General features: G+C 51.0%; 23 protein-coding genes and 3 tRNA genes. 16 read left to right on the top strand and 10 right to left on the bottom strand.

What is annotated here, in order from left to right:
- The first annotated feature begins 13 nt into the window (after nt 1-13).
- Complete coding sequence (gene cysS / locus C3Z11_RS05865; RefSeq protein ID WP_106477027.1) at nt 14-1,402, top strand: cysteine--tRNA ligase; 1,389 nt, start codon at nt 14-16, stop codon at nt 1,400-1,402.
- 82 nt (nt 1,403-1,484) lie between these two features.
- Here cysS and folD read toward each other — a convergent pair whose 3' ends face one another.
- A complete protein-coding gene (gene folD / locus C3Z11_RS05860) occupies nt 1,485-2,348 on the bottom strand; it encodes a bifunctional methylenetetrahydrofolate dehydrogenase/methenyltetrahydrofolate cyclohydrolase FolD (RefSeq protein WP_106477026.1) in 864 nt (287 codons plus the stop codon).
- Nucleotides 2,349-2,544: 196 nt separating this feature from the next.
- Here folD and C3Z11_RS05855 point away from each other — a divergent pair.
- The 11 genes from C3Z11_RS05855 to C3Z11_RS05805 all read left to right on the top strand — a co-directional run bounded on the left by C3Z11_RS05855 (nt 2,545) and on the right by C3Z11_RS05805 (nt 13,860).
- A tRNA-Pro gene (locus C3Z11_RS05855) sits at nt 2,545-2,621 on the top strand.
- A 64-nt stretch (nt 2,622-2,685) separates the two neighbouring features.
- Nucleotides 2,686-2,762, top strand: a tRNA-Arg gene (locus tag C3Z11_RS05850).
- 40 nt (nt 2,763-2,802) lie between these two features.
- Nucleotides 2,803-2,877: transfer RNA gene (locus C3Z11_RS05845), tRNA-His, on the top strand.
- Nucleotides 2,878-3,107: 230 nt separating this feature from the next.
- A complete protein-coding gene (gene tig, locus C3Z11_RS05840; protein ID WP_106477025.1) occupies nt 3,108-4,469 on the top strand; it encodes a trigger factor in 1,362 nt (453 codons plus the stop codon).
- A gap of 83 nt (nt 4,470-4,552) precedes the next feature.
- Nucleotides 4,553-5,173: an ATP-dependent Clp endopeptidase proteolytic subunit ClpP gene (clpP, locus tag C3Z11_RS05835; RefSeq protein WP_106477024.1), complete on the top strand. Its 621-nt coding sequence runs from the start codon at nt 4,553-4,555 to the stop codon at nt 5,171-5,173.
- Between the two features lie 70 nt (nt 5,174-5,243).
- On the top strand, nt 5,244-6,530 hold the full coding sequence (gene clpX / locus C3Z11_RS05830; RefSeq protein WP_106477023.1) for an ATP-dependent Clp protease ATP-binding subunit ClpX: 1,287 nt from the start codon (nt 5,244-5,246) through the stop codon (nt 6,528-6,530).
- Nucleotides 6,531-6,677: 147 nt separating this feature from the next.
- Nucleotides 6,678-9,104 carry an endopeptidase La gene (gene lon / locus C3Z11_RS05825; protein WP_106477022.1) on the top strand — a complete coding sequence of 809 codons (2,427 nt, stop codon included), beginning with the start codon at nt 6,678-6,680 and terminating at the stop codon, nt 9,102-9,104.
- Between the two features lie 175 nt (nt 9,105-9,279).
- Nucleotides 9,280-9,552, top strand: a complete 273-nt coding sequence (gene hupB, locus C3Z11_RS05820; protein ID WP_106477021.1) for a nucleoid-associated protein HU-beta — start codon at nt 9,280-9,282, stop codon at nt 9,550-9,552.
- A 183-nt stretch (nt 9,553-9,735) separates the two neighbouring features.
- Entirely contained in the window at nt 9,736-11,562 is a 1,827-nt protein-coding gene (locus C3Z11_RS05815) for a SurA N-terminal domain-containing protein (protein WP_106477020.1), read from the top strand.
- A 204-nt stretch (nt 11,563-11,766) separates the two neighbouring features.
- Nucleotides 11,767-12,765 carry an NADP-dependent oxidoreductase gene (locus C3Z11_RS05810; protein WP_106477019.1) on the top strand — a complete coding sequence of 333 codons (999 nt, stop codon included), beginning with the start codon at nt 11,767-11,769 and terminating at the stop codon, nt 12,763-12,765.
- A 93-nt stretch (nt 12,766-12,858) separates the two neighbouring features.
- Complete coding sequence (locus C3Z11_RS05805) at nt 12,859-13,860, top strand: CobW family GTP-binding protein (protein ID WP_106477018.1); 1,002 nt, start codon at nt 12,859-12,861, stop codon at nt 13,858-13,860.
- Between the two features lie 10 nt (nt 13,861-13,870).
- On the opposite strand, the gene C3Z11_RS05800 is transcribed toward C3Z11_RS05805, so the two are convergent.
- The 5 genes from C3Z11_RS05800 to queC form a co-directional block, all read right to left on the bottom strand.
- The gene (locus C3Z11_RS05800) at nt 13,871-14,143 is read right to left on the bottom strand and encodes a YkgJ family cysteine cluster protein (protein ID WP_106477017.1); all 273 of its coding nucleotides are present in this window, start codon (nt 14,141-14,143) and stop codon (nt 13,871-13,873) included.
- The gene (locus C3Z11_RS05795; RefSeq protein ID WP_106477016.1) at nt 14,143-15,513 is read right to left on the bottom strand and encodes a mechanosensitive ion channel family protein; all 1,371 of its coding nucleotides are present in this window, start codon (nt 15,511-15,513) and stop codon (nt 14,143-14,145) included. Before C3Z11_RS05795 ends, C3Z11_RS05800 begins: the two co-directional genes overlap by 1 nt.
- Before the next feature lie 155 nt (nt 15,514-15,668).
- Nucleotides 15,669-16,505, bottom strand: coding sequence for a 6-carboxytetrahydropterin synthase (locus tag C3Z11_RS05790; RefSeq protein ID WP_106477015.1), 837 nt, complete (start codon nt 16,503-16,505; stop codon nt 15,669-15,671).
- Nucleotides 16,505-17,149 carry a 7-carboxy-7-deazaguanine synthase gene (queE, locus tag C3Z11_RS05785; protein ID WP_106477014.1) on the bottom strand — a complete coding sequence of 215 codons (645 nt, stop codon included), beginning with the start codon at nt 17,147-17,149 and terminating at the stop codon, nt 16,505-16,507. The genes C3Z11_RS05790 and queE overlap by 1 nt, the downstream gene beginning before the upstream one ends.
- Before the next feature lie 2 nt (nt 17,150-17,151).
- The gene (gene queC, locus C3Z11_RS05780) at nt 17,152-17,841 is read right to left on the bottom strand and encodes a 7-cyano-7-deazaguanine synthase QueC (RefSeq protein WP_106477013.1); all 690 of its coding nucleotides are present in this window, start codon (nt 17,839-17,841) and stop codon (nt 17,152-17,154) included.
- Between the two features lie 376 nt (nt 17,842-18,217).
- On the opposite strand from queC, the gene C3Z11_RS05775 reads away from it, so the two are divergent.
- Together C3Z11_RS05775 and C3Z11_RS05770 are read left to right on the top strand one after the other, a co-directional pair.
- On the top strand, nt 18,218-18,556 hold the full coding sequence (locus C3Z11_RS05775; RefSeq protein ID WP_449577898.1) for a DUF485 domain-containing protein: 339 nt from the start codon (nt 18,218-18,220) through the stop codon (nt 18,554-18,556).
- Nucleotides 18,553-20,211: a cation acetate symporter gene (locus C3Z11_RS05770; protein ID WP_106477012.1), complete on the top strand. Its 1,659-nt coding sequence runs from the start codon at nt 18,553-18,555 to the stop codon at nt 20,209-20,211. The genes C3Z11_RS05775 and C3Z11_RS05770 overlap by 4 nt, the downstream gene beginning before the upstream one ends.
- Nucleotides 20,212-20,296: 85 nt before the next feature.
- On the opposite strand, the gene C3Z11_RS05765 is transcribed toward C3Z11_RS05770, so the two are convergent.
- The 3 genes from C3Z11_RS05765 to C3Z11_RS05755 form a co-directional block, all read right to left on the bottom strand.
- Nucleotides 20,297-21,343 (bottom strand): asparaginase, encoded by a 1,047-nt coding sequence (locus C3Z11_RS05765; protein WP_106477011.1) that lies wholly within the window; start codon nt 21,341-21,343, stop codon nt 20,297-20,299.
- A 428-nt stretch (nt 21,344-21,771) separates the two neighbouring features.
- Nucleotides 21,772-22,389, bottom strand: coding sequence for a CBS domain-containing protein (locus C3Z11_RS05760; RefSeq protein WP_106477010.1), 618 nt, complete (start codon nt 22,387-22,389; stop codon nt 21,772-21,774).
- 243 nt (nt 22,390-22,632) lie between these two features.
- Nucleotides 22,633-23,133 (bottom strand): hypothetical protein, encoded by a 501-nt coding sequence (locus tag C3Z11_RS05755; RefSeq protein ID WP_106477009.1) that lies wholly within the window; start codon nt 23,131-23,133, stop codon nt 22,633-22,635.
- A 378-nt stretch (nt 23,134-23,511) separates the two neighbouring features.
- Between C3Z11_RS05755 and C3Z11_RS05750 the strand changes: the two genes are divergently transcribed.
- Complete coding sequence (locus C3Z11_RS05750; RefSeq protein ID WP_106477008.1) at nt 23,512-23,721, top strand: hypothetical protein; 210 nt, start codon at nt 23,512-23,514, stop codon at nt 23,719-23,721.
- Between the two features lie 332 nt (nt 23,722-24,053).
- On the opposite strand, the gene C3Z11_RS05745 is transcribed toward C3Z11_RS05750, so the two are convergent.
- A complete protein-coding gene (locus tag C3Z11_RS05745) occupies nt 24,054-25,181 on the bottom strand; it encodes an NADH:flavin oxidoreductase/NADH oxidase (RefSeq protein WP_106477007.1) in 1,128 nt (375 codons plus the stop codon).
- A gap of 294 nt (nt 25,182-25,475) precedes the next feature.
- On the opposite strand from C3Z11_RS05745, the gene C3Z11_RS05740 reads away from it, so the two are divergent.
- Complete coding sequence (locus C3Z11_RS05740) at nt 25,476-26,015, top strand: hypothetical protein (protein ID WP_106477006.1); 540 nt, start codon at nt 25,476-25,478, stop codon at nt 26,013-26,015.
- The last annotated feature ends 50 nt before the right edge of the window (nt 26,016-26,065 follow it).

Here is a 26,065-nt window from a genome sequence, read left to right as displayed (position 1 = left end):
GAGGAGAAAGGTGGTGCAGATATATAACACCTTGACGCGGCGCAAGGAGGCGTTTCAGCCCATCGAACCTGGCAAGGTGCGCATGTACGTCTGTGGCATGACCGTCTATGACTATTGCCACTTGGGACATGCGCGTGTGCTGGTGGCGTTTGATATCGTTACACGCTATCTACGTGCCAAAGGGTTTGATGTTACTTATGTGCGCAATATTACTGATGTCGATGACAAGATTCTCAGACGAGCTGCGGAAAACGGCGAGCCCATCAGTGCGCTAACGGAGCGTATGATCGAGGCCATGCATGAGGATGAGCGTCGCTTGGGCGTGTTGCCTCCCGACCAGGAGCCGAGAGCGACAGCGCATATTGGTGACATCATTGCCATGATCGAGACTCTGATAGTCAAAGGCTATGCGTATGCCGCGAGTAATGGTGATGTCTACTACCGCGTGCGCAAGTTTGCAGGCTACGGCAAGTTGAATAATCGCGATCTCGATGACATGCGCTCCGGTGCACGTATTGAAATTGACGAAGCAAAAGAAGATCCACTTGACTTCGTTCTGTGGAAAGCCGCTAAGCCGGATGAGACTAGCTGGCCTTCGCCATGGGGAGAGGGGCGTCCAGGCTGGCATATTGAGTGTTCGGCGATGTCGACGTGCTGCCTGGGAAATACTTTTGATATTCATGGTGGCGGTCCGGATTTGACGTTTCCCCATCATGAAAATGAGATTGCCCAGAGCGAAGCCGCGACTGGCCAGACATATGTGAATACCTGGATGCACGCCGGTGCACTGCGTGTCGACAATGAAAAGATGTCCAAATCATTGGGCAACTTTTTCACTATTCGTGATGTGTTGGAAAAGCATGATCCAGAAGTGGTGCGCTACCTGTTGTTGGCAAGCCACTACCGTAGCCCGATTAACTATGCTCCGGATGCTCTCAAGGATGCGCGTAAGTCGCTGGAGCGCTTTTATAATGCGCTTGAGGGTGTCGAGGCGAGTGAAGGAGCGGTTGATGGGCAGTTTGCTACGCGTTTCTTCGCGGCCATGGATGATGATTTCAATACGCCCGAGGCGTTGGCTGCGCTTTTTGAATTGGCACGTGAGCTTAATCGGGAACGCCAGAAGGGTAATCTCCTGTTAGCGCAAGCGATGGCCTATGAGCTGAAGCGGTTAGGCGGCATCCTTGGTCTATTTGAACAGTCGCCAGGCGATTTTTTGCGTGCAGGCAGTGATGAATTGCCCATCAGTGAGCAGGAAATAGAGCAGCGCATCGAGGCGCGCAATGCCGCACGTAAAGCCCGTGACTTTGCTGAATCGGACCGTATCCGTGACGAGCTGGCGGCATTGGGGATCATCCTCAAGGATGCGCGTGAAGGCACGAGCTGGGTATTCGAACGTTATTAGCTCTAAATTGGACCTACTGTTCTGGAAAGCCCCGCCATTGGCGGGGCTATTTTGTTCTTAGGCCTACTGCGCGTCGTACCGTTCAGGAATGTTGAGCATCATGCAGTTCGGCGGCAAATAACGTGTTTTCCAACAGTGTTGCCACTGTCATTGGGCCGACGCCGCCGGGAACGGGGGTGATATATCCTGCACGTTCGGCGGCTGGCTCAAATTCGACATCACCGATTAGTTTACCGTTCTCCAGCCTGTTAATACCTACATCGATGACAACGGCTCCCTCTTTCACCCACTCGCCCTTAACCACGCCGGGTTTGCCCACGGCGACCACCAGTAGCTCGGCGGAGCGGACGTGAGCCTCAAGGTCTTTGGTGAAACGATGGCAGACGGTAATGGTAGCCCCCTCCAGCAGCAGCTCCAGTGCCATGGGACGTCCTACGATATTGGAGGCACCAACGACGACGGCATTTAGGCCACGGATGGTAATCCCGGTTTCCTGCAATAAGGTAATGATGCCTTTAGGGGTGCAGGGGCGAAGTACCGGCAGGCGTTGGGCAAGACGGCCAAGGTTGTAGGGGTGAAAACCATCCACGTCCTTATCCGGTCGGATACGCTCCAGGATGGGGCCAGCATCGAGATGATCGGGCAGGGGTAGCTGTACCAGAATACCATCGACGCGTGGATCGGCATTCAATTCATCGATAAGCGCTTCCAGTTCTTCCTGGGTGGCCGTTTTGGGCAGCTCGAGTTGAAAGGAAAGCAGGCCGGCTTGTTCGCAAGCGCGATGCTTATTGCGGACATAGACCTCGGAGGCGGGATCCTCACCGACCAAGACCACGGCCAGACCGGGAGCACGTTCTCCTGCGTCGAGGCGCGCGTTAACCTGGCGAGCCACCTTTTCGCGGACGTGCATGGCGATCGCTTTGCCGTCGATCAATTGAGCGGTCATCGACTCGTTTCCTTTCATATGATTAGGGGGAAATAAAAAGGTAATTGTCGCATGCCGCGTGGCTCAGTCAATGTTGCCGTCACGTTCTTTACTGGCATCTGAGATATTTTCGTGCAGGAGGGCTTGACTCATTTCAGGAGTTAGGTAGAATGCGCCTCGCATCGACGAGGTCTGACGGCCTGCGTAGGGGATGTTACGGGGTATAGCGCAGTCTGGTAGCGCGCCTGCTTTGGGAGCAGGATGTCGGGGGTTCGAATCCCTCTACCCCGACCAATCACTGATTAGATTTTATGAATAAAATCAGTAGGTTGACAGGACAAACCCAAGCCTTTAGAATGCGCCCATAGCTCAATTGGATAGAGCAACGGCCTTCTAAGCCGTAGGTTGCAGGTTCGAGTCCTGCTGGGCGTGCCAAGATTCAAGGCGATGCCTGGTAAGGTAGAGTTGGAATATGGTGGGTGTAGCTCAGTGGTAGAGCCCCGGATTGTGGCTCCGGTGGTCGTGGGTTCGATCCCCATCATCCACCCCATATTTCATAACTGGCACACGCCAGTCCTTAAAGGAAAGCTTAAACGCTTTCCTTTTTTGCGTTGTGGTTTGTCTCTCCTCATATCGTGTATTTATCGCGCCTTTTCCTTGAAATCCTCTAAATTGACGCCATAGAGTGATTAGTGCGCTTGCCAGCGCTTGGCGGGGTTCTTAGAATCACCGCTTTTACGTATTCAGACGAACGCCACCTAAAGTGGGTAGAGGACCATCATGCAAGTTTCTGTCGAAACGACTTCCCCGATCGAACGTCGTGTCACCGTACAAGTGCCGGCTAGCCAAGTCGATCAAGCCGTTGATGCCCGTTTGAAGGAAACGGCACATAGAGTTCGACTGAACGGCTTCCGTCCCGGCAAGGTGCCGATGACTGTAATTCGTCAGCGCTTTGGTCGTGATACGCGTAATGAGGTGGTGAGCGAGCTGATGCGCCAGCATTACGTTCAGGCTATTACCCAAGAGTCCCTTAATCCTGCCGGCTATCCTTCTATTGAGCCGACTGTCAATGAAGCGGGCAAGGATCTTGAATTTACCGCTACGCTTGAAATCTATCCGCAGATTGAACTCAAGAGTATTGAGGGCACCGAGGTAGAGCGTCCCCAGGCTGAAATCGTCGATAGCGATGTCGATGAAATGATCGAGACGCTACGCAAGCAAAATGCAAGCTGGACTGACGTTGAGCGTGCTGCAGCTGAAGGCGATCAGGTGACCATCGATTTTGAAGGCTTCATTGATGATGAGGCTTTCGAAGGTGGCAAGGCTGAAGGGCATCAGTTAGTGCTAGGCGCCGGTAGTTTTATTCCGGGCTTTGAAGATCAGTTGGTTGGTGCTAAGGCGGGTGATGAACCTGAAGTCAAGGTTACATTCCCAGACAATTATCAAGCCGAACATCTGGCAGGCAAGGAAGCTACCTTCAAGACTAAGGTACATAACGTACAGGAACAGCAATTGCCTGAGATCAATGCCGAATTCACCCAGCAATTTGGCGTGGAAGATGGTGATCTGGACGCATTCAAAGCTGAAGTACGTAAGAATATGCAGCGTGAACTCGATACGGCCATCGAGAATCGCGTCAAGCAACAGATTATCGACGCGCTGAAGAAAGCCAATGACGTTACCGTTCCGCAGGGGTTGATTCAGCAAGAGACCGAAGGTCTCAAGCGTCAAGCTGCCCAGCAGTTCGGGCTTGGCCAGGATTTTGATGTCTCTCAGCTTCCGGATGAGCTTTTCGCTGAGCAAGCCAATAGTCGTGTTCAGGTTGGGCTGCTCTTGGCTGAGGTGGTCAGCCAGCATGAGTTGGATGCGAGCGATGATGAAATTCGCGCCTATGTTGAAGAGCTGGCTGGACAGTATCAGCAACCTGAACAGCTTGTTGAGCACTATCTGGGCAATGAGCAGATGAAAAATCAAGTGAAATCTGCTGTGCTGGAAAACAAGGCGGTTGACAAGTTGTTGGAGCAGGCACAGGTTAAAGACGTGTCTATGTCCTATCAGGAAGCGCTTCAAGCTGCGCAGCAGCAATCCGAAGAAGAAAGCGAGAGCACTTCCGAGGAAGAAAAGAACGACGAAAACGCCTGATTGGCCAGCCTGGCGTTCTTCTTATAATTCTCGTGGACCCGGCTACGGCCGGGTTTTCAATCATTGGACAAGGTAGACACGCAATGCAAAACGAGTTCGATATTAGCAATGCTGGTGGTCTGGTCCCGATGGTCGTGGAACAGAGTGCGCGTGGTGAGCGGGCATATGATATCTACTCGCGTCTATTAAAAGAACGCGTGATCTTTCTGGTCGGCCCGGTTGAAGACTATATGGCGAACCTGGTCGTTGCACAGCTCCTCTTTCTTGAGTCTGAAAACCCCGATAAAGATATTCATCTCTATATTAATTCTCCGGGGGGCTCAGTGACGGCAGGGATGTCAATTTATGACACCATGCAGTTCATAAAACCCGATGTTTCCACGGTATGCGTAGGTCAGGCAGCAAGTATGGGCGCATTATTGTTGGCGGGTGGCGCTCACGGTAAGCGTTTTTGCCTACCGCACTCACGCGTGATGATTCACCAGCCACTGGGTGGTTACCAGGGGCAGGCGAGTGATATCGAGATTCATACGCGAGAAATACTGACTATTCGTCAGCGATTGAACAAGATTCTGGCACATCATACTGGGCAGGATCTGGAAACTATCTCAAGAGATACTGACCGCGATAATTTCATGGACGGTGATCAAGCTGTTTCGTACGGATTGATTGATGCCGTGCTAGATAAGCGCCCGGTATCTTGATAGCGTAAACAAACGTTTTAGTAACTTCGGTGGCCGGAGTATCCGGTCACCGTTATGAAGAGGTACGCGAATGGCCGACGGTAAAGGCAAAGACGAGAATGGCAAGCTGCTGTACTGCTCGTTCTGCGGTAAGAACCAGAATGAAGTACGCAAACTGATTGCAGGCCCTTCCGTCTATATCTGCGATGAGTGCGTCGATCTTTGCAATGACATCATTCGCGAGGAAGTGCTCGAAGCGGATACCGAGGGTGACGATGAGCGGTTACCGACTCCTCGTGAAATCCGGGATACGCTTGATGATTATGTCATTGGCCAGGACCGTGCCAAGATGGTGTTGGCTGTCGCGGTCTATAATCATTACAAGCGTCTCAAGGTAGGACAGAAAAACAGTGATGATGTTGAGCTAGGCAAAAGCAATATTTTGTTGATCGGACCGACGGGTAGCGGTAAGACGCTACTGGCTGAGACGCTTGCACGCTTGCTAAATGTTCCGTTTACGATAGCCGACGCAACCACATTGACTGAAGCCGGCTATGTGGGTGAAGACGTCGAAAATATCATTCAGAAGCTACTGCAGAAGTGTGATTACGACGTCGAGAAAGCGCAGCGTGGCATTGTCTACATCGATGAAATCGATAAGATTTCCCGTAAATCGGATAATCCATCGATTACGCGTGATGTTTCTGGTGAAGGCGTGCAGCAGGCCTTGCTTAAGCTGATAGAAGGCACGACAGCATCTGTCCCACCTCAAGGAGGGCGCAAGCATCCTCAACAGGAATTCCTGCAGGTTGATACAGGTAATATCCTGTTTATCGTTGGTGGGGCATTTGCAGGGCTTGATAAAGTCATCCGTGATCGTGCTGAAAAGGGTGGTATCGGCTTCAATGCTCAGGTCAAGAGTAAAGAAAACGAGAAAGGTGTTGGCGATGTTCTAGCCAATGTTGAACCCGAAGATTTGGTTAAGTTTGGTCTTATACCTGAATTCGTCGGACGTCTGCCGGTTATTGCGACCCTGACCGAGCTTGATGAGGCGGCACTTATTCAGATTCTGACCGAGCCGAAAAACTCGCTGGTGCGACAGTATGCGCACTTGTTCGAGATGGAAGGCGTCGAGCTGGATTTCCGGGAAGATGCGCTGCGGGCGGTGGCCCGTAAGGCGATGGTACGTCGCACGGGTGCTCGAGGTCTACGTTCTATTCTCGAGTCTGTCCTGCTGGATACGATGTATGAAATTCCTTCGCAGACTAATGTTAGCAAGGTCGTTATTGACGAATCCGTGATTTCTGGCGATAGCGAACCGTTGCTGATCTATTCTAGTCAGGAAGAAAGCAAGTTGACGGCAGGCAAAGACGGCTAAATTAGCGCTTAATAGTAGTAATTGGGGGCCATTGGGCCCCTTTTGTCTATATTGTCATCTGGTTGCAATACGTTCGTTTGACCCCCATATATCATGTATTGCGCCGCTTTGACGGCCCACCCACTTGAACGCTGAGGAATGTCTGCGATGGAGCAGAACCCCGCACAGACGCTAACCATACCCCTGCTTCCTCTGCGGGATGTGGTTGTCTATCCGCAGATGGTTATCCCGTTATTTGTTGGCCGTGAAAAGTCCATCCATGCGCTTGAAGCTGCGATGACTACCGACAAACGGGTACTACTGGTCGCACAGAAAGAGGCTAGCCAGGATGATCCCGATGAAGAAGATCTTTTTTCCATCGGGACCGTGGCTGAAATCATGCAGCTACTCAAGCTGCCCGATGGTACCGTCAAGGTATTGATTGAAGGCAGTTCCAGAGCTGACATTACGTCTATTGAAGAGAGTGACGACCAAGATTACAGCATTGCCCAAATTGTACTGCGCGAAAGCCAGCCACTGAATGAGCGTGAGCAGGAATCGCTGGTACGTGTGCTGCTCAATCAGTTTGAGCAGTACGTCAAGCTATCCAAGAAAGTTCCGAATGAAGTATTGAGTTCGCTGCAGGGAATTGATGATCCCAGCCGTTTGGTAGACACCATCAGCGCCCATCTTTCATTGGGAATCAATGACAAGCAGTCACTGCTTGAGATGGATAAGGTGCGTGATCGCATCGAGCATCTGATGGCATTGATTGAGTCTGAGATTGATCTTCTGCAAGTTGAAAAACGCATTCGCTCCCGTGTGAAGGAGCAGATGGAGAAGTCTCAGCGCGAGTACTATCTGAATGAGCAGATGAAAGCCATCCAGAAAGAGATGGGTGAGCTTGAGAATGTACCCAACGAGGCTGAGCAGTACGAAGAGAAGATCAAGGATGCGGGGATGCCTCGCGAGGCGGAAGAAAAGGCGCGTCAGGAGCTTAACAAGCTCAAGATGATGGCGCCGACCTCTGCCGAGGCAACGGTAGTCCGCTCTTATCTCGATTGGATGCTGGCGGTGCCGTGGAAAAAGCGCACCCGAGTAAGACATGATATTCCGTTCGCCGAGCAGGTCTTGAATGAAGACCACTACGGCCTTGAGGAGGTCAAAGAGCGTATTCTTGAGTATTTGGCAGTGCAAAAGCGCGTCAAGAAGCTCAAAGGACCTGTGCTTTGCCTTGTTGGGCCCCCTGGCGTAGGTAAGACCTCGCTTGGCCAGTCAATTGCCCGTGCTACCAATCGCAAATATACGCGATTGGCATTGGGCGGAGTGCGTGACGAATCAGAAATTCGTGGCCATCGTCGTACCTATATTGGCTCGATGCCCGGTAAACTGCTACAGCGCATGAGCAAGACTGGCGTCAAGAACCCACTTTTCTTGTTGGATGAAATCGACAAGATTGGCATGGATCACCGGGGTGATCCGTCATCGGCGTTGCTTGAGGTGCTTGACCCGGAGCAGAACGATAAGTTCAACGATCATTATCTTGAACTGGACTATGATCTTTCCGATGTCATGTTCATCTGTACTGCCAATTCGATGAATATTCCTCGGCCGCTGTTGGATCGCATGGAGATCATTCGCCTACCAGGGTATACCGAGGATGAAAAGCTGGCGATTGCCAAGCGTTATCTCGCACCCAAGCAGTTGAAAGCCAATGGCCTCAAGCCGGAAGAGTTAACCTTTTCTGATGAGGGGTTACTGGAATTGATTCGCTACTATACCCGTGAAGCGGGGGTGCGTGAGCTTGAGCGACAGATAGCCAAAGTGGCACGTAAGGTGTTGCGTGAACGGGTTGAAAGTGAGCGCGATAGTGCAGAGGAGAAGATCGAGAGTTCTTCTACTCAGCATTTAGTAGCTGAAGATATCGAGCACTATGCTGGCGTACGCAAGTATAGTTATGGTCTTGCCGATCAGGAGCATCAGGTCGGGCGTGTTACCGGATTGGCATGGACGTCAGTAGGCGGGGAGATACTCAATATTGAGTCTGTTGTTACGCCTGGTAAAGGGCGTCTCAACAAGACCGGCTCGCTTGGTGATGTTATGAAGGAGTCCGTCAGTGCAGCTCATACGGTAGTACGTGCGCGTGCATTGACGCTTGATATCGATCCAGAGCGGTTTGAAAAAGAAGATATCCACATTCACGTGCCTGAAGGTGCTACGCCTAAAGATGGCCCGAGCGCTGGCGCTGCAATGGTTACTGCGATGGTCTCTGCCTATACTGGCCGGCCGGTACGCTGTGATGTTGCCATGACGGGAGAGATCAATCTGAGAGGAGAAGTCATGCCCATCGGTGGTCTCAAGGAGAAATTGCTGGCAGCGCGACGCGGTGGTATAAAGATTGTGCTGATTCCAGAAGAGAATAAGCGCGATCTGAAAGAAGTGCCTGATACTATTAAAGATGCACTCGACATCCGTCCGGTACGTTGGATTGATGATGTTCTTGAAGTAGCGCTTGCTGAAAAGAAAGAAGTTGAATTCGATGAAAAGCTTACTGATGAATCTAAAGCTTCTTCACCGATGATTAGTACTCATTAAGCTATTTTCCCATTCATACCGTGTCGAAAAGCTCGTTATGGTGGGAACTGGCACCGAAGGTTGCTTGACGGCTTTTCGTGGCGTTGTTATAAACTGCGTTTCGCTATGATTACGTAAACTGCTTAAATCTTTGCGCTTAATCCTAGCTATTTTTGTTAAAGTCAAGGGGTGAAGAGTGAATAAATCCGAGCTGATCGAAGCCATCGCTGCATCCGCCGATATTCCTAAAGCAGCGGCAAGTCGTGCACTTGATGCGATGATCGATTCTGTCACTGATAGCCTCAAGAAAGGGGATTCCGTTGCGCTGGTAGGTTTTGGTACCTTTGATGTTAAGGAACGTGCAGCGCGTACCGGCCGTAATCCTCAGACAGGCAAGCCTATTCAGATCGATGCAGCGAAAGTCCCAAGCTTCAAGGCCGGTAAGGCACTCAAGGACGCTGTGAACTAATCGCTTCCCTGTGCGTCGCGGGTGTTTTCGCAATTTGCGAACATGCTCATAAATATAAGCGCATCGTTTTGGCGATGCGCTTTTTCTTTGTCCTAATGTTTCATGTTCCCTGCTTGGCGAAAAACGGTACAGGCTGGGTATAATGCTCCGTTACGTTGAGCACATTCACAACTCGAGGCCTGCATGCTGCAACGAATTCGAGATCGCTCCCAGGGCTGGATTGCTAAAATCATAGTTGCCTTGATAGTGATTACCTTTGCTTTCTTCGGAGTGGAATCCATCATTGGTGCCTTTACCGGCGACAGTAACGATGTAGCGACTGTCAATGGAGAGGCCATTAAGCGCCAAGACGTTGAAACTCAGGTTCAACGTGCCATCCGCTCAGGTCAGGTTCCTCCAGAGCAAGAGCGTGAAGCTCGGGCGCAGATCATTGATCAGATGATCTCTCGAAAGCTGCTTCAGCAGTATGCGCGCAAGGGAGACTTGGCTTTTTCCGATGCGCAGGTCGATCAAATGATCGTGGGTTTACCTGAGTTTCAGGATCAACAAGGTCATTTCTCTCGTGATCTGTTTGTTAACCGTCTAGCCAGTGCTGGTTATACGCCTGCGTCCTTCCGTGCACAGTTAAAGGAAGACATGGTTATCCAGCAGCTTCAGCAAGGATTGGCGTCGGGGTCTTTCGTGTTGCCGTCCGAACGTGAGCGACTAAATGCACTACAGAATCAGACGCGCACGTTCCGGTACGCCATGTTGAGCGAGAACGATCTTGAAACACCGGTAACCGTGAGTGATGCGGAGATAGAGCAGTATTACGCTAATCATCAAGATGCCTATAAGCGTCCCGAGCAGATCAAGTTGAAGTATGTCGTTCTGGATCAAAACGACATGGCGCAAGACCGTCAGATCGATGAGGCAACGCTGCAGCAGGCCTATGCCGAACGACGCAGTGCTGCGCCGCGTCAGGTATCGGATATCATTGTGAACTATGGTGATGAGCGTAGCGAAAGCGAGGCTCAAGCACGTATCAAGGAAGTTCAGGATAAGCTTGCTCAAGGTGCTGATTTTAGTGCTCTGGCGCAGCAATATTCAGATGACTCATCGAAACAAAACGGTGGTGATCTGGGCGTTGTCACCAAGGGAATCTTTGGGGATAAGTTCGATCAAGCAGTATATAGCCTCGATGAAGGGCAGGTTTCACAACCGGTACAGTTTGATAACGCTTACCACTTGTTGAAAGTGACCAACATCGATGTGCCGTCATTTGACGATATGCGTGCAGATTTGATCAAGCAGGCGCGGCTCGACGCCGCTAAGCAGGCGTTTCAGGACAAGGCGCAGCGCCTAAAGGACGAAAGTTTTTCTGCTGACGATTTGAAAAGTGTTGCCAATGACCTTGGGCTAACGCTGCGTCAGAGCGATTGGCTATCGCAAGATAGTGCTAATGATATTTTTGCTGAACCTGGGGTAATGGATGCGGCGTTCAATGATGATGTGCTCAATCGTGACAACGTCGAGCAGGGATATAACAGTGAGGTAATCGAGCTCGACGATCAGCGGCGTATGGTGCTGAGAGTCAGTGATTATCGTCCTGCCACTACGTTGCCTCTAGAGCAAGTCCGCGATCAGGTTCGCCGTGCGCTGGAAACAGAGAAACTTCAGCAGGCGTTGACTGAGCGTGCAGATGACATTGTGGCCTCACTGCGTCAAGGTGAAGATGTAGCTCTTGAGTGGAAAAAGGCCCAGGCGGTTACGCGTAATGAACACCCTGATGTTGATCAGGGCATTATTGATGCGGCTTATCGTCTACCGCGTCCGGACAAGGGCAGCACATATGGCCATACCGGAGTAGAGGGGCGCGAGGTGGTGATCGCGCTTGATCGCGTTGGGCAAAAAGAGGATAGCGATGCTGCTTCTTTTATCGCATCCATGGCCGAGCGACTTCAGGCGCAGACGGCAGTTCGTGGGCTTTCTGAGTCTCTGCGCAAGAATGCAGATATTGATCGAAACTGATCGAAGGTAGTGTTTACTACTCAAGGCGCGACTACGGTCGCGCCTTTTTTTATTACATGTAAAAGCGTCAGCTGGCAGGAGCTTAAGCGACTGATGTTCTAACCTTTCGAAAGCCAGATGTCATTTGCATCGTGGCAGGTTTCACATGGTGCATTACATCCATACATCTATGGATTAACGGATACCGAGAGGAGATCATCCTGCATGACCAATTCACGTTTTTTTGTGATCAATGAACACCCTGAGGGCGTGCCGTCACCCTCGTTATTTAAATTACGTGAGCAGAGCTTATCCGAGCTCGGAGAAGGCGAGGTCCGTATCAAGAATAGCTGGTTGTCCGTCGATCCTTATATGCGGGGCCGCATGAGCGGCAAGCGCACCTACACGGAGCCTTATGAACTTAACGCACCGCTGACCGGCGCTGCTATCGGTGAAGTGGTTGAATCGAGCCATGAAAAGTTCAAGCCGGGCGATAAAGTACGCCATATGGGCGGCTGGCGTGATGTTGCTCAGTTGCCGGGTAATGAAGTGGAAATACTGCCGAATTTTGATGTGCCAGAGCAGGCTTATTTAGGTGTGCTGGGCATGCCGGGTATGACTGCCTGGACCGGACTCAACGTCATTGCTGGCCTTAAGTCGGGCGAGCGTGTATTGGTATCTGCTGCAAGTGGTGCGGTAGGTTCGTTAGCCGTACAGCTTGCTAGATTAAAGGATTGCCAGGTTATCGGCAGTGCTGGAAGTCAGCAGAAACGTGACTGGCTAGAACACCACGATGTCACAGGTATTGATCATCATCAGGATCTCGACGAGCTGAAGGCTAGCCTTCATGATGCTGCGCCGCAGGGTATTGATGTCTATTACGAAAACGTAGGCGGGGACATGTTCGAGGCAGCGCTTGATGTCATGAACCCATTCGGACGTATTGCCGTCTGCGGCTGGATTTCCGGCTACAACGCTAAGGATGCCGCGCCAGGGCCTGCCAACATTGCTCAGATTTTGATGAAACGTTTACGCATCCAGGGCTTTATTGTTGGCGAGCATTGGGAACACTACCGCCGATTCCTTAGCGAAGTGGGACCCCAAGTAGAAGCCGGAAACATCGATTATCAGGAAACGGTTGAAGAGGGATTGGAAAATACGCCTAAGGCATTTCTACGACTCTTCGAAGGTAGCAACCACGGCAAAATGCTGGTCAAGCTTTGACATGAGTAGGTGCGAACGTCAGTGGTATAGAGCGAGCTTTGACCATGTTACAGTGGGGGAAATGTAACATCATAACATTTCATTGGAGAGGCCATGGTCACCTTTCTCGCCGGTGTTCCCACACACATCGTCACTGGCTTTCTTGGCACAGGCAAGACGACATTTATCCGCCAGCTCATCGCTCAGAAACCTGCTCATGAGCGCTGGGCATTGCTCGTCAATGAATTCGGGCGTATCGGTATTGATCAGGCGCTGTTCGAGTCGCGTGATGATGTCGTCGTCAAGGGGCTACCAGGGGGATGCTTGTGTTGTCAGCTCGCTATACCGCTTCAGGCCGGCCTGGTAAATCTGCTGCATCGTGCCCGGCCTGATCGGCTGTTGATCGAGCCTTCAGGGCTTGGCCATCCGGCTGGACTGCTCGACGTACTAAGAGGCGAGGCCTTTCGTGATGTACTTGATATAAGGGACATCATCACGTTAGTTGACGCACGTGCGATCGATGATATTCGTAGCCGTGAACATGGAACCTTTCGTGATCAGCTTGCTATGGCAGATGCAGTGGTCATCAATAAGGCTGATTTGGCCAGTAAAGAGCAGCTGTTGCGTATGCATACACATCTCGATGCGCTGTGGCCGGTCAAACGCTGGATTGTAGAAACCCGGCAAGGTGAGTTGCCTCTAGAGCGATTGTTAAATGGGAAGCCCACCAGTAATCATGGTGTTACAACACGCTCTGAGTTACATGCTCGGCGGGTTGGTGAGCAGACCGCTATTCACGAACGGCGACCCACACCTGGGTGTCCTGTGCGAGAACAAACCCAGGCGCTTGGGCATGACACAGTTGGCTGGTGTTGGCATGTCACGACACGTTTTGATGCCGACCGGTTAACATACTGGTTAGAGAGCGTGCCTGAAGGGATACGCGTCAAAGGCGTGTTTCATACCACGGCGGGCTGGTACGCTTATAATCGCGTGACACGAAGCTGTGAATGGAAATCTACGAGTTGGCGCAAGGATTCCCGGCTTGAACTGATATACACGGAGCCGGCCAATCTCGACGTATTGGAGCATTCTTTGCGCGAGTGTCTGGTATGAAGGAAGAAAGTCAGGTAACCGATTCGAGCCAGACGAGGTTGGCTATTGCATCGTCACGCGTCTGACCGCAAATATCATGGTCGTAATCGAAACGCAGACAGACAGCAGGACGCTTCGGGTCGCCAAACAGTCGACACAAATTGTTTCCATCAAGCTGAATACAGCGCATACCCGCCGGCTTGCCTTCAGGCATGCCTGGAATAGGGGAACTGATGGATGGTGCGATGCAGCAGGCACCGCACCCTGCGCGACAGCCTACCTCAACGGTGATAATAGCGGACATCAGGTTGAGGCCTGTTCAGATGCCTGATTTGAGAGCGGATCTATGCCATGTTGTGTGCTGGCCACCTGTTCAGGCGAAGTGGGCATCTCCGTGGTCTCGGCGCGCAGACGGGGCAGCGCTTCAGGGTAGTGTTGGTTGATGAACATAATCATCTTTTCTCGAATTTCACAGCGCAAATCGAACGTTCGAGGTGCGCTACTGGCACTGGCCAGGATGCGAACCTGCATGGTGCGCTCGGTAAAATCGGTGAGCTGAACGACCCGAACCTGTCTATCCCAGAGTTCCGAGGCATCGGTAATACGTTCGAGTTCTTCTCTGAGCGGGTCCAAGGGCACATGATAATCCATATAAATATAGACCGTTCCCAGTAGTTCGGACTGATTGCGTGTCCAGTTCTGAAAGGGCTTTTCAACGAAATAGGTGATGGGCAGCACCAGACGACGCCAGTCCCATATTCTGACCACGACATAGGTCAGCGTGATTTCTTCGACCTGCCCCCATTCACCTTCGACGATCACGGCATCATCGATGCGAATGGGCTGCGTGATCGCAATCTGTATACCCGCGATCAGGTTGCCGAGTACTTTCTGGGCAGCGAAGCCGAGCGCTACGCCGATAATACCGGCCGATGCGAGAATACTCGCCCCGAGCTGGCGAACCTTATCGAACACCATCAACATTGACGCTAACGCCAGAACAGTGATGATAAATACGATTAGCTTACGTAGCACCGAGACCTGAGTTTTGACTTGTCGGGCACGTAGATTATTTTCTACATCGATACGAAAGCGGTCGGCAAGTAAGTGTTCACCGATATTTGTGCCATGGATTAATACACCGGCCACACCGGCAATCAGCAACAGACTGGCAAGGTTATGGATAGCACTTTCCAGACGTGCCGAGGTCAGCATGGGCAAAACAGCAAAGAGTAAAAACACCGGAATCAGCACCGCAATGCAGCGCGCCAGAAAGGGCACGAGATAACGATCCAGTTTGCTATTACGCGTAAGCGCCCAGCGATCCAGGTAGGCAATCAGCCGCTTGGCAACACGAATCGACATCCAGACGGCCAGTACAGCCCCAAGTATGTTCATGCCTAGCAGCAGCGAGCTACGTAGATTCCCAGCCGCGTCCGGTATGAGTAGATAAAGTGTTGTGCCTAGCCCATAGACCCATAGCAGTGCCAGTAAGGGCAAGTGTATGGCTAATGCCAGGATCCTAATCGGGCGGAGCAGGGTGGTGGATGATTTCATCACATGAATGTGAATAAGGCGTAGTAAGAAGGCCAGCACGATCATCGTGCCAAAGACCCCGATACTGATTATCCATGAAGGAACATCCCATTCCATGATTCTGTCGAGCCATTCCATGTGTTTCGCCGCTCTCCTTTACTGCTGCCACCTTCAGGGCTACTTGATTCGGACGTGATCGAGGCTCGCCTGTAACCACTACTCATCACAGGCAAGCACTTGTATTAAACCATAGAAGAGAGTCGCGAAACGGTTGGCACGATTACAAACGAGGGTTACATACCATAAGCCTCGGCAATGGCTCCTTTGTTGATCCCCTCAAAAGCTTGCACGCGAATGCGTCCACCATGCGCCAAGGCAATTTCCTTGGCTAGCCAGTCGGCTATGTGCTCGACGGTAGTGGCATAGGGCAGGATGGCGACTCGCTCGGAGGGTAACTTGATTCGAAAACGTCCCTGCGCCGATTCATAGGCAAAACGTTGATAGTCGTCATCAGCACCGATCTGGTCTGCCTTGTCGGCGAGATAGATGTCGGCAAGGCGTCCAGCCCATTGCTGTGCTATTGCTTCATCTAGCTGGCCATTACGCCATACATATAGCCTTGAGCGGTGACCATGCGCGATGCGCTGACAATTGCCGACGTGACGTTTAAGACCGTGTGTATAGGTATAGGAAGCACCTTCGATTGATTCATCAGCTAGGCGTAAGCGAATATTGCTTACACGTATCGGAGGCCGTTTCATCAATTGCTCCGAAAGCCAGTTACCCAGCCGTTCAAGCGTAATCGATTGCCAAGGCAAAAGCGTAAAGGCTTGGCGTGGCGCGCGTACTTCCAGCGGCCAGGGAAAGGTGGTCCTGACACAAAGCCCCTCGGGACACTCCGCGACACTAACGCCCGCAGCTTTTGTCGGCACGATAAGGGTATGGTCTGGGCCATCGTCGATCTGGTGCTTAACCCAAGGTTTGACCTCACCGAAATCGAAGAGCATACCGTCTTCGCCAAGCTCACCGTCGAGTTCCAGATCGACATGCCAGCTTGCACCGACCAGCCCACGCTCTGCGCACCAGTACGAGGCGTCCAGTGCACTCAAGGAGTTGACAAAAAGCGTCATCAATCGATCCCCGCAATTTTATGAGTCTGAAGAGAAAGGTGCCACTGCGGATGGTGCAGGCAGTAGGTCACGGTCTCTTTTATCGTATTGCCTGGCAGTCCGTGCGGGGCGAGATCCATCGGTTGAAGGAAGAAGTGCTCGAAGTTGAGCGCTGCAAAACGCTCGGGAAGAGCATCGTCTTGCGGATAGACGAGCTTTAACTCATTGCCACGGGTAAGCTTGAGCTCGCTTGTTCCTTTGGGGCTGACGCAGATCCAGTCGATCCCGGGCGGCGGTTCAAGCGTGCCGTTGGTTTCCACCGCAGTTTCAAATCCACGGGCATGCATGGCCTCGATGAGCGCCGTATCGAGCTGGAGTAACGGTTCTCCACCGGTAAAGACAACATAAGGCTTGCCCCCGGAGACTAGCGCGGGCCAGAGGGAAAGTACGTGATCAGCCAAGCTGTCGGCGTCGGTAAAACGACCGCCATTTTGTCCATCGGTTCCGATGAAATCGGTATCGCAGAATTGGCAGATACTCTTGGCACGATCCTTCTCCCGCCCCGACCAAAGATTGCAGCCGGTGAAGCGGCAAAATACCGAGGCGCGGCCCGCTCGGGCACCTTCGCCCTGTAACGAATAAAATGCTTCCTTGATGGCGTACATACTCAGACACCAGATTGAGAATGAGGTGTGCGATGTACATAGCTCAGCGGATCTTCAACGCCGTGTTCAGCAAACGCGTTGAGACGCTCACGGCAGCTACCGCATTCACCGCAGGCTTTTTCACCGCCTAGGTAGCAGGTCCAGGTCTGAGCGTAATCGAGCCCCATTGCCAATCCTTCAGCGAGGATATCGGCCTTGCTGGCATAGAGATACGGAGCTCGGATCTCGACGGGCGTGTAGTTGGCGATTGCGGCAACCGCATTCATGCGATCGACAAACTCAGGGCGACAATCGGGGTAGATAGCATGATCGCCGCCATGTGCACCGTAATAGCAGATACTGGATTCCATGTTGACGGCATGCCCGATGGCTAAAGACAGCAGAATCATGTTGCGGTTGGGGACAACAGTCGCTTTCATGTTGTCCTCCGCATAATCTGCGCGCGGCATCGCCTGAGTATCGTCGGTTAGCGCTGAGGCACCGATCAGCGAATGAATTGCACGGATATCAACGACTTGGTGAGCAATATTCAGCGTTTGACAGACGTGACGTGCGATGTCGAGCTCGCGTGCATGGCGCTGGCCGTAATGAAAGGACAGGGCATGAACGTCAAAACCTTCACGCAGCGCTTTGTGCAGGACAGTATAGGAATCCATCCCGCCGGAATAGATAACAACAGCTTTTTCAGACATAGCGGAGAATTTCTTTTTCCGATGATGGTTGATCGGAAATCCGGGATCCGGTCCGGACTTCATGGATAACGTGGGGACGCGATTGTAACGCGCTAGAGCAAAGACAACCAGTCTTCCCATAAAGAGTCACCGGGATGCTGCCTCTGGCACATTCATATCCCACCATTCTGTCGAGTTTACGATGAAATACAAGAACATGCGCATGGGATATTCCCTTCCTTCCAAATCTATTTGACTAATTCTTATTGTTGCCTTGGCATGACGTGTAATTGGTCTGTCGAGTCGGGCATTTAGTCTTATCGAGACCAAAGTCGTCTGCCTTCTGGCTCCAAAATGGGGATGCTACTAGCGAAGCGCTTAATTGAAGCGTGACGTGATGTCGCTCATCGTTTTGGAGGTCATGATGCACGAAGAAGCCTATCGGCAGATAGAACGTAACCCTCGTTTCCAGGAATTGGTGAGCAAACGCGGGAAGTTCGCTTGGACATTGGCGCTCCTCATGCTCGGTTTGTATATCGCTTTCATCTTGCTAATTGCCTTCGTACCTCATTGGCTGGGCACGCCTATTACCGCCTCGACGGTTATCACTTGGGGAATACCATTGGGTATTGGATTGATCGTAGCCGCCATCGCATTGACCGGTATTTATGTTCGGCGCGCCAATGGCGAGTTTGATCGCCTCACGAAAGCCATTCTTGATGAGGTGAAATTATGAAGCTTCGTATTCCAACGCTGCTTGCCCTGGCGGGCGTCACGCCGTGTATTTATGCGGCTGATGCGATTACTGGCGAGGTGGAGCAACAGGCGATCAATATTCCCGCTATCGTGATGTTTGTGTTGTTTGTCGGGGCAACCTTGTACATCACTTACTGGGCTTCCAAACGTACGTCTTCGACCTCTGACTATTATTCTGCTGGCGGAAAGATTACCGGCTTTCAGAATGGGCTGGCTATTGCTGGTGACTTCATGTCTGCAGCCTCTTTTTTGGGTATCTCTGCGCTGGTATTTACTTCCGGCTACGATGGTTTGATCTATTCCATCGGCTTTCTGGTGGGCTGGCCTATCATTCTCTTCTTGATGGCTGAGCGGCTGCGTAACCTGGGGCGATATACCTTTGCCGATGTGGCCTCCTACCGTTTGGGGAAGCGGCAGGTTAGAACGCTTTCTGCGTGTGGCTCGCTGACCGTGGTAGCGCTCTATCTGATTGCGCAGATGGTAGGCGCAGGCAAGCTGATTCAGCTGCTATTCGGGCTCAACTATTATGTTGCAGTGGTGCTGGTCGGTATCTTGATGGTGCTCTATGTGCTGTTCGGCGGTATGTTGGCCACAACTTGGGTGCAGATGACCAAGGCCGTGTTATTACTTTTCGGTGCGAGTTTCATGGCGTGCATGGTGTTGTGGCATGTCGGCTTCAATGTCGAGACACTATTCTCCGACGCAGTGAGCGTGCATGCAAAAGGGTTGGCTATCATGAGTCCGGGAGGCCTGGTTACTGATCCGATTTCTGCAATTTCGTTGGGATTGGCGTTGATGTTCGGAACTGCCGGTCTGCCGCATATCCTGATGCGCTTCTTTACCGTGGGCGATGCCAAGGAAGCACGCAAGAGCGTCTTCGTAGCGACGGGCTTCATCGGATACTTCTATATCCTAACCTTTATTATCGGCTTCGGCGCGATCTTGTTGGTAAGTACCAATCCAGCCTTTTATGACGCAAGCGGTGCGCTGGTTGGGGGGGCTAACATGGTTGCCATCCATCTCGCCAATGCCGTGGGCGGCAGCATATTCCTTGGCTTCATATCGGCGGTTGCTTTCGCCACGATCCTGGCGGTTGTCGCGGGGTTAACGCTGGCGGGGGCGTCAGCGGTATCTCATGATCTTTATGCGGGGGTTATCAAGAAAGATAACGCGAACGAGCGTGACGAGCTGCGTGTATCGAAGATTACGACGCTAGTGCTTGGCATCGTGGCGATCGGTCTTGGGATTTTGTTTGAGCGTCAGAACATTGCGTTTATGGTGGGCTTGGCATTCTCCATTGCGGCTAGCTGTAACTTCCCTATATTGTTTTTATCCATGTACTGGAAGAAGCTGACTACGCGCGGGGCAATGGTAGGGGGTTGGCTTGGTTTGCTGACAGCGATAGCGCTAATGATTCTGGGGCCAACGGTATGGGTTCAGGTGTTAGGGCATGACTCGCCTGTTTTCCCATATGAGTACCCGGCGTTATTTTCCATGCTTGTGGCATTCATCGGGATTTGGTTCTTCTCGATTACCGATAACTCGGTTGCAGCCAAACATGAGCGAGGCTTGTTCCTCTCGCAGTTCGTACGCTCACAAACAGGCCTGGGAGCCAGTGGCAGCGTTTCGCACTGACGTCATCGCAAATAGAAAAGGCGGCCTTAATGGCCGCCTTTTTATTATTATGGGTCTTTTTATACCGTTAAGTTGTAAGTGCTTATTAGCATACGGGACTGCGCTCACCTACCACAGACATCAGGAAACGCTGTCGTTGCCAATCACTATCCCTATCTTGAGCCAAGAGATGGACAAGCTTGGTAAATACAGCTTCAGGCGTCATATCGTCTCCTGGCAATACATTGATATCACGAAGTATTTGCCCAGTGGCATACGTTCCCATATCGATGCTGCCATGTGGGCATTGGCTGATAGCAACGATATGCTTGCCTGAATTAATTGCTTCAGCAAGTGTCCCCAGCAGGGCGTTATCACCTGGAATATTGCCACTTCCCCATGTTTCGAGAAGAACGGCACGGACACCCTCCGCTTGGATCAGACGCTCCACCGTGGAAGCATTGATACCTGGCCAGAGCGGTAGACGCACCACCGCGCCATCTCTGACGCTACTGTAACTGACCAGCTCAAAAGCCGGTGCACTTTGCGAAAGCCACAGGCGAGAAGGGTAAAGCACTGGGAAATCCTCAATCCACTGCCCGAGTACGCCCCAGTTAGGACTCGAGAAGCCCTGCTCAGAATGAGTATCCCATTTGCGCGTACGACACCCGCGCAAAAGGCAGCCTCCAAAGGCAACAGCAACTTCCTTAAGCATCGGTAGCGCTGCAAATCGAACTGCTTGTTCAAGATTGGCAAGGCCGTCACTGTCTGTCGCCTCAAGGGGACGCTGAGCACCGGTCACGACCACGGCTTTACCTAATCCAACAAGCTGGAATGCGAGACTTGAAGCCGTCCAGGCAAGGGTATCCGTTCCGTGCAGAACAACGAAGCCGTCATATTGGTCATATAATCGGACAATATCTTCAGCGATAGCTTGCCAATGATGAGGGCGGGCATTACTTGAATCGATAGGGACTTCATATTCGATGAAGTCAAGTTCAGGCAGTTGACGTCGCCGATGCACAGGTAACGTGTCGAGCGCTTGGTGCGCGCGATTAGCAAAATCGGTACCGGGGACTAAGCCCTGCGCGCTGGGCAGCATGCCGATAGTGCCGCCGGTGTAAAGCACGGCAATGCGGGTAAACGTCTTCATCGTATAATGTCTACTCAAAGTGTTGCTGCGGTACGGGCCGCTTGATCATATAGGCCTGAGAATGGCTGCCGAAGTCTTCCAACGTGCCATCCAGCAATTAAATGCATGGCTGGCCCCGGTAAAGCCAAATTCAAATTCTGAAAGCACTTCAACAAGATATGCCTGCACTCTGCTAGGACGCAGAAATAGGGGAAAAGAATAACATTGCTCAAAAGCAAAAAGAAAAGCAGCCATGAGTTGATAATGCCAAGGAGAAAAGGCTAACAATGAGGGCTTGCACTAGGAGTGAACGGCAAAAATGAGGCTATTAAGGGTCAATAGCAACCGGTGAATCACTTATTGTGAATGAGGGCATGCGGATAACTTCCGGTTCTGTTATCCGCATATTCATAGATCAAGAATTATTTTGTGCAAACGGGGCGCTCCCGTTATAAATCACCACCGAGTACGACTGAGCGAATGGCAGAAAAGCTGTGCGCTTCCGGCGGATGATCAAGATCAATTCCAAGTGCACGGCTCACATCCGCAGCTGAAATAACGCCTCGAATACGAGATTCTTCTCCTGGTTGCCCTTCGGTAATTAATATATGGCGATCACCGGAGCTGCGTAATGTCTGCACCAAATCGCCAAGCGTGGCGCGTTGCAGCCGATCGTAGGCAAGCGCATGCAGATCGTCGCGTTTGACTTGAATCATATTGACGGTGACATCATCACGATCGACGTTATAGTGCTGCATGGCCACTGTAATGGCACGGCCACCAAACAATAGCCTTGCACTGACGATACCGGTGAAATGACCTTGATCATTAATGACAAGCAGCATATGGACTTGGCTGTTTTTCATAACGGCAAGTGCTTGGCTGGCGGGTGCATTGTTGGGGATTGTTTGGGGACGGAGCTTGGTGAAATCAGCCAGCAGAGTTATAGCTGGGCTATCCATGTCAAGTGATGCAACAGCTGCTCTCAATTCTGGACGGCTAATGGCAGTAACACCTGTCAAATCTTGAAGAGGCAACGTGCTGTAGGCGGTAGAAGAGTAGTCCATGGCTTATTCCTGTAGTTTCCTGAACAGACAACGAATAGCCGTGCTGAGCAATACTACCGTTGCCTGAAAGGTGAGTGGCTGAAATCTGGCCATATTCAGCTATTAAAATGATTCTTGATACTCATTTGGTGACTCAGCAAGGCCGATACGATTTACCGACCCTTACTGTCTCTTTATTCTTGGATAGCAACAGGAACCAAAAGTTTCGAAAGCACGCACTTTATTTAGGTTAACTGAGTGCCTTTAAAGATAAGGCTTGAGGTCGCCGCGAACGCTGTCGAGGAAAGTGATGAAATGAGTTTCGCCTTGTTTGTCTTGGCGATCTGCTCGGCATCGCATCAACATGCCGCGCTGGGTAAGAATTTCATCATAAATTTCAAGAGTGATGGCTTCCGCCGGGCGTTTACCCAGGGTGACGAAGCCTTCTTCAAGATTAAACGTTTCTACCATTGTTGCGCGTATACGTGTTGTGCCGCCTTCGGCTAGTACTCGGCGAATGAATAGCCAGCCTTCACAAGCCAATGCGTGATTGTCTTCTAGCTGCCGTCTGAAAAGTGTTCGGTAGCATGCCCCTTCTGATGCGCCTCGCGAGGCCATGCTGCGGTAGGCTTCGGTCATGCGAGAAGCTATCGCACCAGATTCTGCCAGCTTGCGTAACGCAGCGTCATGCTCGCGATCAAGGCTATCTTGACGTTGAAAGCGTCGCCATTTTTGATAATCGTTCAGTAGAGATGAAACGCTCATTACATAATCCTAGTTTGGTTAATCCACTGACTATCTTCTCTTATCCTCCCCAACGAGAGCTAGTATTGATTGGTTATTCAGCGATCTGCGATCCAGCGCTATGAAAACAGTGTTACTTATCTTGTGCAGAGGCTATAAATTCATATAGATAAAGCGTTTGCTGAGGCCCATAGCTACAGTTAAGGTATTAAGCACTTTATAGGAGTACGCATAAATAGCTGTAATAAAAAGTAAAAATGCGGGTAAGATGATTTTCAAAAAGTCCTTGACCTTCTCGTTTAATTCGCTAGAGTCTTATACATAGGCTGTACATGATCTGAAGGAATCAGATCTTTATGCTGGGTAATATGAAAACGACATTATGCTAAGGAGAGCTAAATGTTAGATATGACATGTCATCGTTGTGGTAGTTATCGCCTTTCTGTTCCTGCAGAAGCCAAGGAGTGGGACGAGGTAACTTGTATGGATTGCGGGGAATTCATTGCTACATATGATGCTGCTTTGTTGGGTAATCAGCCTCTTCCTCTTGTAGATGCTTGCATAAAGACTCAACAAATGGCGCAATCAATGGGAATATCACTGCAATAATTAAAGGTTTTTATTCTAAAACAAGGCTGGCGAATTAAAATTCGTCAGCCTTGTTTTTTTGTGGTTAATACGTTCATAAGGGCTACTTTATAGAAGAAAAAGACTCGAGTTGATAAAAAAAGCCCGGCATATAGCCGGGCAAAGTACGCAGAGAATACAATAAAAATGGTGAAGACTCGGATTCAACCACATTAATGATGAGGCCAATGAATCAAAGCCTACCCCGATGCCAAACACCAGCTGCCAGTCCAACCTGACACGATGCATTGACAGCGCGATTATGCCTTTAACAGATTGAAATCGCTGTGCTGATGCCGCTAGCTTCATTTACATCAATCCGATGTGCCTGAAGCAGAATTTGTGTAATCAGGCTCTTCCCGCATAGGATTGGTCCGGGAAGTTGCGCGAGCATACTGAGGTGGCCAAGCGACGGGAGTATCAAGTGCTTTAGCAGCATGAAGAGGCCAATGAGGATCTCGTAATAATTCGCGAGCTAAAAGCACAAGATCAGCTTGCTCTGTGCGTAAAACATGTTCAGCCTGATGGGGGTCGGTTATTTGTCCTACGGTGCCTGTTGCCAGCCCGCTTTCAGCGCGTATACGAGCGGCAAGTCCAGTTTGGTAACCAGGCCCTACGGGAATTTTTGCATTGGGCACTAATCCACCGCTGGAAACATCTATCAAGTCAATGCCGAGTGTTTTTAAACGCTTGGCCAGCTCAATACTTTCATCAATATTCCAGCCATTTTCTGCCCAGTCTGTTGCTGAAATGCGAACAAAGATGGGGTATTGCTGTGGCCAGGCCTGTTGTACAGCCTTAATTGTTTCCATTAAGAAACGGGTTCTATTTTCGAAGCTGCCACCATATTCATCATCGCGCTGATTGCTCAAGGGCGATAGGAATTGATGGATCAAATAACCGTGAGCGGCGTGAAGCTCGATGATTTTGAAACCCGCCTCGCAGGCGCGACGCGCTCCTTCTGCAAATGCTTCTATCAGCTGAGTAATGTGCTCTTTGCTTAAGGCGTGAGGTGCTTGGCTGTGCTCATCAAAAGGGAGTGCGGAGGGGGCCACTGTTTCCCAGCCCCCTTGTGCTATAGCTACACTGCCATGCTTGTTGACCCAAGGACGCCATGTGCTCGCTTTGCGCCCAGCATGAGCCAACTGAATTCCTGCAACAGCACCTTGCTGTTCAATAAAGTGAGTAATGCGTTTTAACGGCGCAATCTGCTCATCCTTCCAGATGCCCAAGTCTTGGGGAGTAATACGTCCTTCAGGAGTAACCCCAGCCGCTTCGACGATGACGAGTCCGGCTCCACCGACGGCCCGAGCACCAAGATGAACCAGGTGCCAATCATTGGCCATACCATCGTGTGCCGAATATTGACACATGGGTGACACGGCAATGCGATTGGGAAGAGTGACTTGACGGAAATTGATAGGATCAAACAACAATGACATAGCTTATGCCCTAATGTGAAATGAGCGGACTCGTGGGTCAATTACTAACTTTATTCGCATGCTAACTTTTATTCAATGCGTTCTGATTCAGGTAGTGACTGTTAGAAAGTGAATAGTAAAGTTTTCAGATGGCGAGGCAGGCCAGGGAATACAAGGGGCAACCGCTAGCTGATATGATCATGAGGATAAGTTAATGCATTGATAGTGCGCTGCTTTATTGCTGCAACGCGTGCAGGATGTAGTGAATGTAGTAGTGTTAGTATCGTTAAAAAATATCTCCTTCTAGGAAAAACGATGAAAAGAATTATGCTAGGTGCTCTATCGCTTGGGCTGTTGGCAGGGTGCTCATCCCCACATTATGTTGTTGCGCCCGGACTGATGACCCAGCAAGAAGGTACGGTTGTGGTTCAGCGCGATAATGGAAATTACCTTTCAGGGGTTTCCTTCCGTCGCTTGCATACGCCTATAGATGAGACAGCATTACGCTCATGCTTGGTGACTCCGGCCCAGACGGGTACAGCTTCGGCGCGAAATAGCGTGCCGTTCACTTTTCATGACATCGTCATTTCTGAGGATCTCGATACTAATCAGGCTCAGGGAAGCGTTTCGACGGAGCTAGGAGTGTTAACCTATCGTCTGGAACTCCAATTGATCCAAGACACTAACTATTACTACTTCGACCAGTTACAGTTGGCGAGCAACGGACAAGAGCAAGCGGCAGTAGGTGCTTGGGAAGATGCCGATCCAAAGACCGTTCATGATGCTCTCGAGCAGGTTACAGATACGCTGCAAAACTGTTTTGCTCGTTTGGCTGCTCCTGCTCCTGCCCAGTAAATTGATGATATGGCGTCGCCAGCCATCGTTGGATGCCGACGCTTATTTAT

The organism is Phytohalomonas tamaricis (assembly GCF_003012345.1).
Classification (GTDB): Bacteria; Pseudomonadota; Gammaproteobacteria; order Pseudomonadales; family Halomonadaceae; genus Phytohalomonas; species Phytohalomonas tamaricis.
This window is presented reverse-complemented; position numbering and strand designations above follow the sequence as displayed.